Genomic DNA, 13647 nt, shown 5'->3' on the forward strand with positions numbered 1-13647 from the left:
TACCAATTACTCCGCCGAATTTGATACTGTCGTTTCCTCCGAAACTCCTTCTTCCTTCGCGCCCTCCAGCCGGAGGGAGATTCGCTGATAAATATAGGAGATAGCAAGCAACACCACGCCAAACGCGAAAAAGGCGAGGATTTTGCTGCCCGTCGTCAACAACGACAGATCGTACAGCAGCATTTTCCCGGTAGACAGCAGCGTCAGCCCCAGGCCAACCCGCCGAATGTACACGTATCTGTAGCGGAAACCGTAAACGATGTAACCGATCGCCAGCAGCAGGTACACTAGGCTGAACCATAAACCGGCGTCTCCCAGCTGAAACTGCACGGCCAAAAAGGCGGTGAGGACGGCAAACAGGTACGCCCCCATGATGACCGGATACCATTCCGTGCTGCGGAAATCGCGGCGCACCGCCGCAAACAGCACGTCTTTGCCGCTAAAGAAAACGACGATGTTAAAGGCGATCAGCACGATCAGTGCAACGTACTCCGCCGCCCCGTTCCGGGCCGCGTCTTCCTGCAGCGCAGGCAACGCCATCGTAACGATGAAACCAATGAAGTAGCTGAGCGAATACAAGACCAGGGTATAAATTTTTATAAACTTATCGTATAGCAAGGCGAATTTGGTTAAGGCATAGGCCAGCACCATCGTTACCGCCGCGATGAGCAGCCATTTGTACAGCTCTCCGTGGCTCATAGAGACCGGAACGAGCCGATCGTATACGAAGCCCGCTTCATAAACGAGATACAGCCATAAATTGCTCAGCGAGACGTATTTTACCCAGGAGATAAACGAGTGTTCCCAAGCAAGGTAACGGCGGTTTTCCTCCGGGTTTCTGAAACGCAGCGCGTAATACAGCATCAACAGCAGCGGCCCCAAAGAGACGGAGCTGTACTGCAGATTGAAATCGCCCGGACGGACGACGCCAAATAAATAGCGGATAAAATCCACCCAGAAGAACGCGGCTGCACAGAGCAGCACAATGCCCCATCCGGCGCGCTCCAGCGGCTTCAACCGGCTGCGGCCGGCGAAGACGGCAAGCGCCATCCCCTCGACAAGCCAGCCCATGGTGACCCAGCGGACATCGAGCTGGAACGGGATCATCAGAACCGCAAACGTCAGCGCCGTGGCATAAAACAGAATGCGTGCGGCCTTCTCCTGCGCCAGCTTCTTTTGCGCAAACCGTCCCAACGCCGTGTAGACCAGGCAGAAGAGCAGGGCCAGCAGCCCCCTGAATTCGGTGAGCTCCGCTTTTGCGATCAGACCGTACATGGTCCCGCAGCTGACGATGGTATTTAGCGCAAGCAAAGAGAAGTCCCACCAGCTTAGCTTCAATTTGGACCTAAACGGAATCCAGAGCGTGATCCCCAAATACATCAAAAACAGGCAAACGGTGTACAGCATCGCGATCCAAGCCTGTTCCGCCAGCGCTGCCAGGGCGATCATGGACGGCGTATGAAGCAGGAAGCTGATATAGGTGACGGCAGGCCACCGCTTCCGGAACGAGACGAGCAGAATCAAGCCGTTCAGCAGCAGCAAATACCCCATAGTCGCATAAACGGCGCCGCCCTCAAGGCCAAACGCGCTTATGTATGATAGTAATGGCAGATAACCGCCGATCAGGCCCAGGGAACAAATCGTCCGCGACCTGTACCTGAGCGATAGAAACACGGCAGCCGCCGTGATCAGGACGCATACGGCAAACCCCGCGTATAAGCTGATAATATGTAATAAAAAGTAGCTGTAAAAAACCGAGCCGTACAGCACCGAAATCCCGCCGCCCAGCAAGCCTAAGGCGAAAATCTTTTTCCTTTTGCGGAACAGCCATTCCCCGCCCGCGATCATCAGCGCCCCCAGCAGAAAAAAAGCCAGCCCCTTCATATAGCCGCTGAACCAGGTCGTATAGGAATACTTGAACGCCGCGCCTACCCCCAGAATAATCAGCAAAATGCCGATTTTGTTGATCCAGTTCAATCCGATCTTCATTTCGATCCGGTTTTGTTTCTGGCGGCGCTGCATCGTTTCCTCATCGACGCCTTCCGCGGCGAGCTTCTCGTACCCGGCCCAGGTCTCCTGACGGATGTGGTGCTCCTCTACGAGCAGCCGCTTCCGGTACTCCGCCATGCACTGCTCCAATTCCTCGTGAAATTGCTGCAAGCGGGCTTTGATTCCTTCCCGGTCGGCGTCCAGCTGTCTGTCCGTCTGGTGGATCAAATGATCGATTCTTTGTTTGGCAAAAGTCTCCAAGCTTTCAAGCCGGTTCCCCTGGCCGATCACCTTCTCCGAAAAATAGGTGTACAGCTTCTTTCTCGATAAGGCCAGCAAGCCGAGCTTCTCATCCAGCATCTGCTCGGACAGCGCCTGGCGCAGCTCCCGATTCTCATGATCGAGCCGCCCCAGCTGTTCCTCCAGCGCGTCAGCCCGCTGCTTGAGCTCCTCGTATTGCCGGCGAAGCGTTTCGTTTTCGCGAATATAATCATAGGATTCATACTCCGCGATCAACGCTTGATACTCTTTCAGCATCCTGGCCTGATCCTCCTGGAGTTGAACCAGGCGATCCCTAAACTCCTTCATCGCAACCTCCAAACCCGATTCTCATCTGCAACCAAATAACTAGATTAATAAAAAGCTGCCTCCCATTATACCTAATAAATTCCATTGCAAGCTAGTGCAAAAAGACTCAAAACAATGATTCGACCGCAGGACGCCCCTATGTTAACAAAGATCAGGCGCTCTGTTGAAACCGTGAAAACACTGGGACAATACAGTGGAAGTGGTTCAGCGCGGGGCGATTTGGCGGCCTGTTCACAGGCCAGTCCAGAGCGTTACTGGACTTAAGTCGGGAATGAAATCACGCCGCGCGGCCAGTTCGGTCCCCCCGGCGCTTCCCTTATACTGGATACCGAAGCGCAATAACGGAACGGATAGAAGCGAACGATTTTGGCAAAAAGGTAGGTATAAACCATGAAGCAGGACATCAGCATCGTCATTCTGACCGCCGGATACGGGAACGGTCATATTCAAGTGGCGCGAACGCTGCAGCAAGCCTTCAACCGGTTCGGCATCGGATCGGCCAGCATCCTCGACTTGTATCAGGAAGCCCACCCCGGCATGAACTCCATTTCCCGTTATTTGTATATATGCAGCCCTTTTTTCTCCAATTACGGTCTGGACTATTACGGCTGGACGTATTACGCCACCCGGAATATCGAGGAGACCAGCGCCCTGGCCAAATGGGCCGGCGTGCTTGGGATGAAGAAATTGATCTCCATTCTGAAAGAACGGAAGGCGGATGCCGTCGTAAGCACGTTCCCGTTCGGGGGAATTTCGCATCAACTGCAAAAGCATGGCATTCACATCCCGCTATTTACCGTCGTTACCGACTTTAGCCTGCATAGCCGCTGGCTGCATAACCGTCCGGACCGGTTTTATGTGGCCACCGGTGACTTGAAGCAGGAAATGATCCGCCGCGGAGTACGGCCGGGAACGATCACCGTCAGCGGCATTCCGCTGCGGGAACCGTTTTACGAGCCGTCCTTTCCGGAGCCGCAGGGTACGCAGCAGCCTGCCCGTTCCATCCTTGTCATGATGGGCGCCCTCGTGCCTCTGCCGGATATTCAGCGGCTGGCGGCCAGCCTGCTGGCTTTGCCGGATGTCCGGATCGACATCGTATGCGGGGGGAACAACAAGCTGCGGCGGAAGCTGGAGCGCCGGTTCGGCGGGCATTCCCGGCTGCGGCTGTTCGGGTTCGTGGACGCGGTCCACGACCGGATGCGGCGCGCCTCCTGCATCATTACGAAGGCCGGCGGCATCACCTTATCCGAGGCGATCCAAATCCGCACGCCGATCGTCATTTACAAGCCGTTCTCCGGGCAGGAGCGCGAGAACGCCCGTTACCTGGAACGGAAAGGCGCCGCGGTGGTGGCCAAAAATGTACGGCAGCTCCTCCCGCTGGTGAGCGAAATCCTCGACTCCAAAGCTACCCGGGACAAAATGATGCGGCAATGCGACGCGCTCGCCGCCGGGCATGCCGCCGACACGATCGTCAAGGACGTGCTGCGGCTGGTACACGGACTGCCCGCCACGGCCAACGGCTGACGGTGGCAGCCGGCCATTGACCGCCGGGCGTTCAACCATGCGAAACCAATTCCATTGTATGGGGGTTTGAAAAGATGAAAAATTCCGCGCAAAGGGGCTTTTGGAGCAAGCTGCCCCCTTCATTTCTGCATTGCTCCGCTATTTTGTTCCTGACCGAAATGGCCCGCAGCGCTTTTCTGATTTCATTCCTGCCCGCCTATGCCAATGACCGGCAAATCACCCTGGCGGCGGTGGGAGCGGCGATATCGATCCACTATTTGGCCGACACCCTGATCAAGGTTATCGCCGGATATGTGCTTGACCGGTTTCCGGCACGCTTGATCTTGAATGCGTTTTTGCTGCTCGGTCTGCTTGGGCTGCTCGTATCCTTCGGCATCAGCGCTCCCTGGGCGATCATCATCGGCTCCGGGCTGCTCGGGATAGGCGTCTCCCCGATCTGGCTGCTCTGCCTCTCGGAAATCCGCGAGGACCACCGGGGCTCGCAAATGGGGGCGGTATACACGATTTGGCTCATGTCGCTTGGCCTCGGGCCGGTTGCCGTTAATTTTCTGCTTGACCGCAGCTACTCTGTGTCGTTCTGGCTTTTGGCCGGGCTGTGGGCGGGAGGCTGGGCGCTGGCGGCCGTGAAGGGCAGCGTGTTCCGGTCCAAGGACTTGATCGCGGCCATCCCCTTTAAACAGCAGATGAGCCAAATGCGGAACAAGCTGGTGCAAATGAAGCCGCTTGTGCCCGGCATGATTTTGCAGACGCTGGCCGCCGGGCTGCTGGTGCCCGTCCTGCCGAGCTTCGCTTCCGAATATCTGGCCCTGGATTATTCGGCGTATTCAATCGTGCTGCTCGGCGGAGGGTTGATGACGGTGCTGCTGTTGATCCCCCTGGGCCGCCTGGCCGACAAATGGGGCCACAAATGGCTGCTCGTCGTCGGCTTTGGCGCCTTGGCCGCCTGCCTGGGGCTGCTGATTTATTCCCGGCAGATGTTCAGCACAATGCTGCTCGCCTTGGGTTTCGGCGCGGCTTATGCCGCTGTGCTTCCCGCCTGGAACGCCATTCTGTCCTACTTCGTCCCCGCCGAGCAAAAAGCGACCGGCTGGGGAGTCTTGTCGGGCATTGAAGGAATCGGGGTGATCATCGGTCCGATTTTAGGCGGATGGGTGGCCGAAAGTTTCGGGGAAACGGTAACGGTTGGCGTCAGCGCTTTGCTGTTGTTCAGCATTATGCTGTTCTACTGGATACGGCCGATCCGGTACCAAGCCGGGCAAATGCTGGAACGTTATGGGCAAGAGCATTAAATCATCCGTTTAAGCGTGTGCTAAACCGGGCCTTCCGGTAGATAGCGGGCTCATTGGAAGATCCGGCACGGGCGGGGATCTCCCAAACGGCACACTACGAATGACGCGTTATTTTTTCAGGGGAGTGGAGTGTTTTACATGATGCATCGCTATTATGAGCGGCTGCGCGAATACGATAACCGGCTGTTTTTCTGGTGCAATCATAAGCTTAGCCATCCCGCGCTCGACCTGGTCTTGAAGGGAATCACCCATTTGGGCAGCGCGGCGTTCACGATTGCCGTCACCCTTTCGGTCATCCTGTTTGCGGTAGGGCCTTGGCAAAAAGCCGGTTGGAAAAGCTTGTGCGCTCTGGCGCTCAGCCATCTGGCAGCCGTCCTGGTCAAAAGGACGTTTCAGCGGACACGGCCCTACGCGGCGCTGCAGGGCGCCCGGATCTCGATTCGCCCGCTTAAGGATTACTCCTTTCCGTCCGGGCATACGACGGCTGCGTTTTCCACCGCTGTCCCGTTTTTATTCGCCGCCCCCGGCCTGGCTCAAATCCTGCTGCCGCTTGCGTTTATCGTCGGCATGTCGCGGATTTATCTGGGCGTTCATTATCCTTCGGACTGCCTCGCCGGCGGTCTGATCGGATCGCTGACCGCGCTGCTTGTCGTTTTGTTTGCGGGAACTGTTTGAATTAATAATATTAGTTTTGGAAGGAGATAGTTAAAATGCGCTCGGTTTCGATCTTTAAGCGGGCCATCCAATGGGGTTGGATGGGCTGGGAGCAGGTATTCGAAGGGTTTAGCCGCCTGCGCTCCAAACATGCGGGGGAATACGGCATCTGCAAAATGTTCATCACGAAGTATCACGGCAAGTGTATGTTGTGCGAGGATGGAACGTGGATCCATGACGGAGACTGGATCGGGGAGCTGCATTTGGATAACCGGAAAATCCTCGAGCTGCTGCAGTCCCATGAAGAAAACCGGGTCGCGCTCATGATCGCCCGGTTGATGCGGGGCACCATGCGGCAGATTTGCGCGGAAATGGTGAAAAACCCGCAGCTGAGCCAAGTCAAGGCGCTGCAGGGCGTAACTTTACTGCATCGCGGCATCACGCACGGGTTGGGCTTTGAAACGTATCAGATGGAAAACCGCACCTTCCGCGCGCTGACGACTTCGTACCTGCGCCTGCTGCTGGCGGTTTTCCACCCGAGCAACCGCCGCCGCGTCGTCCCCCACGCGGAAAAGCTTGTGCCAATGCGGCTGGTGATGACCCGCGCGGCGTTGATCCGGCGGTTTTCCGGGCAAAACCCCGCCGTTTAGAGGGCAGCCCGGGGGAGGGATGGCACATAGGCTGCGCTACGACTGGATTTCGGCTGCACGACGTCAGACACACGTCTTCTGTGAACTGGACCGTGCATCTTCGGCGAAACAGCCACGCATCTTCGGGGAAACAGCCACGCATCAGCCGCAGACCCTCATCACGGTACGCCCCCGACGAAATGCAAAAGTGCAGGCGATTTATGTCGAAGGCCCCCGAAAATGCCTATCGAAATGTAAAAGTGCAGTTCACCTCTAGCCAAACACCCATATTTTTCCACATTCACTCTGCTCAACTGCACTTTTGCAGGCCAAGCGCCTTGAACGGGAAAAGAACGGCCAATAAGATGCATTTTTGCATTTGATCCTTCCAAAAAGAACAAGTTGGCCCAAAAACATCTCCAAAGCAAGGTTATTTTGAATGGCGGGGAGTTGCCGTTTACCGGACATAATCCATCCCCGCCAGTGGAAAGCCTTCTTACTCGGCCTTCACCAAAATTTTGACTTGATTCCGCTCTTTGAGCAGCCCTTCAAAGCCTGCCTCAACGGCTTGATCCAGCTTAATGCGTTTGGTGACAAGCTTGTCCGCCGGGAAGTAACCTTGTGCCATCAGGCTGATCACTGCCGGAAATACGTCGCGGTACCCGATAATGCCGGTCACGGTGCGTTCCTTCAGGACGATGTTTTGCGGATGAATCGAAGCTTCTTTTTCGAAAATGCTGACAATCATTGTTTCTCCGCCGATTTTGGTGGAGTTGATCGCTTGGGTTAGCACCGGCGGAACCCCTGTAACCTCATAGGCTACGTCCACTCCGCCCTGCGTGCGCTTATGAATTTCCTCAACGGCATCGTATTCCTTCGGATCGATAACGATCGCTCCCAGCTCCGCGGCTTTCTGTTTCCGTTCCTCCGACAGCTCAACCGCGTAGATTTCCGAAGCCCCCGAAGCCTTCAGCGCCTCGATCACAAGCAAACCGATAGGCCCTGTGCCAAACACCGCCGCTTTGTCGCCGACTTTCAGTTTGCTGGAGCGCACCGCATGCAGCGCCACCGCTGACGGTTCGACCAGAGCGCCTTGCTCGAAGGAAATCGAATCCGGGATTTTATGCAGCATTCCTTCCGGCACGGACGTATATTCGGAAAATCCGCCGCCTCCGCCGGCCAGGCCGTAAAAGCCCATTTTATCGCAAAGATTGTATTTGCCTTGTTTACAAGCCTCGCAGGTTCCGCAGGCATAGATCGGTTCCACGACAACACGGTCGCCGACGGCCACCCGGGTCACCCCTTCGCCAACTTCCACCACCTGTCCGGAAAATTCATGCCCCATCACGACCGGAGCTTTGTCTCCGCTAAGCGGGTGGGTTTCAAGCGGGATGAAAATCGGCCCCGCCGTATATTCATGCAGATCACTGCCGCAAATGCCGCACCATTCCACCTTTATTTTCGCTTCGCCTTTAGCCGGCTTCGGCTCCTCGATGTTCTCCAGTCTCAAGTCCTTGACACCATGCCATCTCAAAGCTTTCACTTGCACTCATCTCCTAGTAGAATTATGGAACTTCCATCTACTAGGGTACTCCTAATTTAAATATTTTTAAAGTTGATTAATTAAAATATATTATTTTATTTTGTTGATAATCAAATCTGCGGCCTAACCTGACGTTGTGTTTGGAAATATCCAATAGAACTAAAATGGAATGGGGGACGCAGCAGTTTGATTGGATTTTCCCCGTAAAGCTAATCGACATAACCGGCGAGGCCTTTTTCCATCAAATAATCCATCTCCAAATCGAGAATCGACTCGACCGCAAGCTCGTCCAGCTTGACATCGCGTTGGCGGAGCACGTAATCCACCAGCTCGTCCCCGTCGATCTCGACCTCATCCTTGGCGTTTTGATGCGCGCGTTCGATATAATCGGCTTCATGCTTCAGCACCAGCCGGATCTGCTGCGTATCCGCCTTCGTCCGGGCGGCGATATACTGGACTAGCTCCTGTTCGTTCACCTGTACATTGGCTTGGTCATTCATGCGTTCACTCATCAAGTTCAACTCCCGTCATTCGTCTTCGTGGCTGATTAAGCCGTTTATGGCAGAAACACCACATCGGGTTTATTCTCTCCTTTTAATGATGTTCACCTCTCATAGATGTAAATTTTAGTCCGGTACATGTCCCGGCAGGTGATGACCCTTTCCGCTTGCCAACCGGGGAGGGCAAAGCAAACGCTGACGACCCTCGCCCCCGTGCGAAGCTGCCGGCGCAGCAGGGGATCAAGCCGCTTCATGGCGCCGGGATAGAGATAACAGACTACTGCATCGGCATGTTCGTAACGGTATTCATACAGGTCTCCCCGAACAAAAACGATATTCCCGTAGGCGCTCAAACGCAAAGTCAGACGGGAAACCGCCCAAGGAATCCAGGAGTTTTCGATGCCGGTGATCCGCCAGTCCGGGCGGCTTTTGGCGAGATGCAAAGCGAGCGTCCCCCACCCGGAACCAGCCTCGACGATAGTATAAGCGGAAGCCGGCGCAACCGGTTCGGCGGCCGCCTGCTTTCGACCACCTGCCGGTATCCAGCCGCTCGTTGGCCCCCGGCCACCTGCCTGCCCGGTCAGCCGGTTAAGCTCCGCAGCCACGGCCCTGCGCACCTCCGCCGAGGCGGGCATCGGCGATATCCCGTTTCGCCAGCTTTTATATACGATGGACAACATGACCAGTAGCGCGAAAAAAAGAAACAAAGCGGACAGAACGGTGCTAACCGGCACAGGCATGAAAATTTCCCCTCAACTTCTCAACTTCATGTAACTTCCTCTTTTTTCATTGCGTTATACAATTATAAATGTTTTTATTCAAAACCCAAAGGAGCTGCAACATGAAACGAATGACCATGGTCCTATTATTAGGTTTGGTTTGCGCGGCCATTGCCGGCTGCGGAAATACGAACACCCCCGGGAGCGTATCAAGCGAATCACAAACGCCAGGTCAAACTACAAATTCCACAGGGGAAAACGGCGCAAAGCAACCGGAAAACCAAAGCGCCAATACAAGCGGCAATCCGAGCGATCAGACCGGCCAAAACAGCCAAAACGGCCAAGGCGACCTCAGCAGTCCAAGCAATCAAGGCAGTCCGGTCGACTTATCCGTTTATTATGCCCGTGATTTAGCCGCGAAACTTAGCGAAGATGACAGCAAACTCACTTGGACAGCCGGCGCTGTCACCCTTACGGCGGACAAAAAGAAAGGGGAGTTCGGAACCCCCGTTATCGCTTCCATAGCCGTCAAAACGGAAGGCCAGAAGAGCTATACCGTTAAGTTCGATCCGGACCCAAAGGAGATTCGTTCGCTGGCTCTGTCCGCCGATGACCGGTATTTGGCCATAAACCTGTTTTATAGTAATGTCGGAGATAAATTGATTGCGGTGAACCTCGAAAGCGGCAAACAAATCGACATCAACGCCGAAATCGGCTCCATGCAAAAGGAATATGGCCAGCCGGTCGTCGAAACGGTCCATGCTTATAACTGGTCGCCCGACGGCCATACGCTGGCGCTGTCGTTTGGCGACACCAGCAGCGCCATCCCGGCGCTGTACGACCCGGAAGAAAACTCCCTGCACAAAGTCGGCGGCGATAAAAATTACATCACGACCGCATATGCATTATGGCATAAGGACGGCAGCATCGTAGACTATATCAGCGAACAGCCATCCGACGAATACCATCTGTACCGGTACGATGTTGAAAAAAACACGACTACGGATATAACTGCGCTGAGCACGGAAAAATTATCCGATTTTGCTCCGTTTAGCCCCGGCCTGGATGAGTAGGCGCTGATTGGCCGTTAGCGGGTGACCTGCCAATTATGGTTGCAGGTTGCCGTGATGGTACCGCGCTCCCGGATATATTCCGCCACGAGTTCGGCCATGTCAATCTGGATTTCTTTGACCACCGGTTTGCCCCGGTACATGTCGTAATCCCCTCCCCCGCCAGCGCGGTAGTTGTTCATCACCACATCGACCTCCGCGTCGGCCCGCAAGGGTTCGCCGCCGTAAGTCAACAGCACGACGCGCCGGCCAGGGGGCCGGGATACGTCCAGCACGTACTCGATGCCCTCCCACATATCGTAGTTGTAATGCTGCGCTTTAGGCTCCACGTAAGCCGGATTCACGGCGATTTCCCCGCTTTCCTTGACGATGAAATAATTTGCCGTCTGCTCCAGAGCCTCCCGGATATCCTCCCCCTTAAGCCGCAACACGGCCAAGGTATTCGGATACATGAAGTTGGTCAGCACATCACGCATCGTAATGCTCCCGCGAAAACCTTTCGAGGCATTGCTGAGCAAAGCCGCGTTCGACACCCTCACCCCGGCAGCCTCCATCTGCACCTTGTTCACGAATTCCATAAAAGGATGATCCGCCAGCCGGCAGGCAAACGGGCTGGGGATTTCCATATCCCCGCTAACCTCCCCAATCGGCTGATCCAGCCAGGTTTGAGTTTCCGCTTCAAGTCCGCGGACCAAATCCAACACCCTGCCGTCGGCTGGTATCGTTTCATCCGGGGTCAGCAGCTCCGCCTTTTTTTCCTGAATCGTCCATGCCCCGTCTATATTTTTATGGAAACGTACGGAGATTTTCCCCAGCGCCTGTCCGCCCGAGCCCGGCTGAATCACCGTAACCCCGCCGGCCTCCGCCGCGATCAAGCGGTGCTGGTGCCCGGTAATCAGCACATCGATCCCCGGCACTTCCAGGCACATCGCGTACCCCTGGTTTTCCCCGGTCAGCCGCTCGGCCGGCTCCCCGGTAAGCAAGTCCCGTTCGAAGCCGCCATGATAAGCGACCACCATCAGATCCGGCCGCTCCTGTTCGCGGATGCGCGGCACCCAGGTTTTTACCGTCTCCAGCGCGTCCCGGAATTCCCAGCCTTCGATATGCCGCGGATTTTCCCAATGCGGGATATAGTGCGTCGTCACGCCCAAGACGGCGACTTTGACGCCAGCCTCGGTCGTTCTGACGAAATAAGGCTGGCCGAAGGCCGGCTGCCCTTGTTCCGCGTCCACAATCCCCGCCGACATCCAGGGAAACCGCGAATCCTCCATCACCCGGCGCAACATCTGCGGCCCGTAATTGAATTCATGATTTCCCGGGATCGCCGCATCATAACCCAGCTCGTTCATAACGGTTACCGCCGGATGCATCTTTTCCTGACGTTGTTTTACATAAAAAGAACAAAGCGGCGTTCCCTGAATGACATCCCCGTTATCCACCAGCAGCAGGTCCGGCGTCCGCTCCCGTTCCCGGCGGATCATCGCCGCCAGCTTGGCCAGGCCTAGGGGAAGCTCCTCGTGCGTCCGGTAATCGGTCGGATAAATATGCCCGTGCACATCGCTTGTGACGAGAATTTCGCAGGCCGCTTCGCAAACCGTATCGTCACCCAGGCTGCCCTTTTGGCAGTCCTCCGCATTGCTCCCCTCCATTTTGCCGGCCTGCGGCAAGTCCGCCCCGGCATCCGGCCTCGTTTCCCCATCTATCTGCCGCCACTCCATATGCTTGCTCATCATTTGCGTCCATCCTTTTTCGAAATTTTCCCTTTTGCGCATATGATCCAGCACCAGCCAACTCATGCACGTGATCCATTCTAGCAAGCTATTTTTAGGGCAATGTTAAAAATTGTCGCTCAAAAATTTACAAAACTCGGCCTATCCCCTAACGGACCGTTAATAAACCTCTTATATATTAAACAAGGAATCGAAAAAAAATAGAATGTGTGGAGGTCATACGTTTGAAAAATCTTGCCAAGTTTATGTTGCCATTATTGTTTACGGTTGCCCTCATCAGCGGCTGCGGCAGCAACGCCCCGGCGAACACCAGCGGAAACGCCTCCGCGGACGGTAGCGGATCGGCCAACTCCGCAGCTGCCGGCGGAAATACCCAGACGGATAGCACCGCGAAACCCGCCGACACCGGTTATGTTCCGGAGACGCTAACCGTGCAGTTCGTGCCTTCGCAAAACGCCGATACGCTGGAAGCCAAGGCTAAGCCGCTCGAAAAACTGCTGTCCGACCGTCTCGGCATTCCGGTAAAAGTCAGCGTGTCGACCGACTACAACACGATCATTGAGGCGATGGCTTCCAAACAGGTCGACGTTGGTTTCCTTCCTCCGACCGCTTACGTGCTGGCGAAGGAAAAAGGCGCCGCGGAAGTTATTTTGCAGGCACAGCGTTACGGGGTTGACGACGCCACCGGAGCCCCTACGAATGAACTTGTTGATTTCTACAAATCGATGATTATCGTGAAAAAAGACTCTGCCATCAAGACGCTCGCCGATCTGAAAGGCAAAAAAATCGCTTACCAAAACGTGACCTCCTCGGCCGGATACGTATGGCCGGCGGCAGCTCTGCAGGATGCCGGTCTCGACCCGCTGTCCGACGTGGAGCCGATCACGGTCAAAGGCCATGACCAAGGCGTGATCGCCGTCCTGAACGGGGACGTGGACGCCGCCGCGATCTTCCAGGATGCACGCAACACCGTGAAAAAGGACTATCCGACCGTGTTTGAAGACACCCGCGTGCTGGCCTTTACGGAGCCGATTCCGAACGACACGATTTCCGTCCGTTCCGACATGAGCGCCGAATGGGTGCAAAAGCTGAAGGACGCCTTCATCGATATCGGCAAAGACACCGAAGGCCACAAAATCATCGCCGACATTTACACGCATGAAGGCTACGTTGAATCCAACGACAGCGTGTTCGACATCGTCCGCAAGTACAATGAAAAAGTAAAAACCGAGTAGTTTAAGATACCGCCGTAGCAATCGCTGCGGCATCCCCTTTCGGAAAAAATAGCGGACCGGCAAGCCGGCCGCAATCAAGTTTCCATCAACCAACAACAATCAAGTCTCCAAGCCAATGTGCAAGCCAGTCGGTGCCCCCTCCGGGCACCGTGCTGGCTATGCGTTTTTTTAGATAAT

The 13647-nt window shown here is 55.4% G+C and carries 11 protein-coding genes; 6 read left to right on the top strand and 5 right to left on the bottom strand.

Annotation, left to right across the window (positions count from 1 at the left end; genetic code table 11):
• Positions 1-6 precede the first annotated feature (6 nt).
• The gene (locus ACLD72_RS13765; RefSeq protein ID WP_410995559.1) at positions 7-2577 is read right to left on the bottom strand and encodes a DUF2339 domain-containing protein; all 2571 of its coding nucleotides are present in this window, start codon (positions 2575-2577) and stop codon (positions 7-9) included.
• Positions 2578-2967: 390 nt separating this feature from the next.
• On the opposite strand from ACLD72_RS13765, the gene ACLD72_RS13770 reads away from it, so the two are divergent.
• From ACLD72_RS13770 to ACLD72_RS13785, 4 genes are all read left to right on the top strand, one after another.
• Entirely contained in the window at positions 2968-4101 is a 1134-nt protein-coding gene (locus ACLD72_RS13770; protein ID WP_410995558.1) for an MGDG synthase family glycosyltransferase, read from the top strand.
• Between the two features lie 74 nt (positions 4102-4175).
• Positions 4176-5390 (top strand): MFS transporter, encoded by a 1215-nt coding sequence (locus ACLD72_RS13775; RefSeq protein WP_410995557.1) that lies wholly within the window; start codon positions 4176-4178, stop codon positions 5388-5390.
• Positions 5391-5528: 138 nt separating this feature from the next.
• Complete coding sequence (locus ACLD72_RS13780; protein ID WP_410995556.1) at positions 5529-6065, top strand: phosphatase PAP2 family protein; 537 nt, start codon at positions 5529-5531, stop codon at positions 6063-6065.
• A 35-nt stretch (positions 6066-6100) separates the two neighbouring features.
• Positions 6101-6694 carry a YkoP family protein gene (locus ACLD72_RS13785; protein WP_410995555.1) on the top strand — a complete coding sequence of 198 codons (594 nt, stop codon included), beginning with the start codon at positions 6101-6103 and terminating at the stop codon, positions 6692-6694.
• A 475-nt stretch (positions 6695-7169) separates the two neighbouring features.
• Here the strand turns inward: ACLD72_RS13785 and ACLD72_RS13790 are convergent, their stop codons facing one another.
• The 3 genes from ACLD72_RS13790 to ACLD72_RS13800 form a co-directional block, all read right to left on the bottom strand.
• A complete protein-coding gene (locus ACLD72_RS13790) occupies positions 7170-8216 on the bottom strand; it encodes a 2,3-butanediol dehydrogenase (protein ID WP_410995554.1) in 1047 nt (348 codons plus the stop codon).
• 209 nt (positions 8217-8425) lie between these two features.
• The gene (locus tag ACLD72_RS13795) at positions 8426-8728 is read right to left on the bottom strand and encodes a hypothetical protein (protein ID WP_410995553.1); all 303 of its coding nucleotides are present in this window, start codon (positions 8726-8728) and stop codon (positions 8426-8428) included.
• A gap of 92 nt (positions 8729-8820) precedes the next feature.
• Entirely contained in the window at positions 8821-9456 is a 636-nt protein-coding gene (locus tag ACLD72_RS13800) for a class I SAM-dependent methyltransferase (RefSeq protein ID WP_410995552.1), read from the bottom strand.
• Between the two features lie 101 nt (positions 9457-9557).
• Here ACLD72_RS13800 and ACLD72_RS13805 point away from each other — a divergent pair, with 101 nt between their 5' ends.
• Positions 9558-10508, top strand: coding sequence for a hypothetical protein (locus ACLD72_RS13805; RefSeq protein WP_410995551.1), 951 nt, complete (start codon positions 9558-9560; stop codon positions 10506-10508).
• Between the two features lie 14 nt (positions 10509-10522).
• Here the strand turns inward: ACLD72_RS13805 and ACLD72_RS13810 are convergent, their stop codons facing one another.
• Entirely contained in the window at positions 10523-12301 is a 1779-nt protein-coding gene (locus tag ACLD72_RS13810) for a bifunctional metallophosphatase/5'-nucleotidase (protein WP_458475814.1), read from the bottom strand.
• Between the two features lie 179 nt (positions 12302-12480).
• On the opposite strand from ACLD72_RS13810, the gene ACLD72_RS13815 reads away from it, so the two are divergent.
• Positions 12481-13470 carry a phosphate/phosphite/phosphonate ABC transporter substrate-binding protein gene (locus ACLD72_RS13815; RefSeq protein ID WP_458475815.1) on the top strand — a complete coding sequence of 330 codons (990 nt, stop codon included), beginning with the start codon at positions 12481-12483 and terminating at the stop codon, positions 13468-13470.
• The last annotated feature ends 177 nt before the right edge of the window (positions 13471-13647 follow it).

The organism is Paenibacillus lacisediminis, assembly GCF_046567315.2.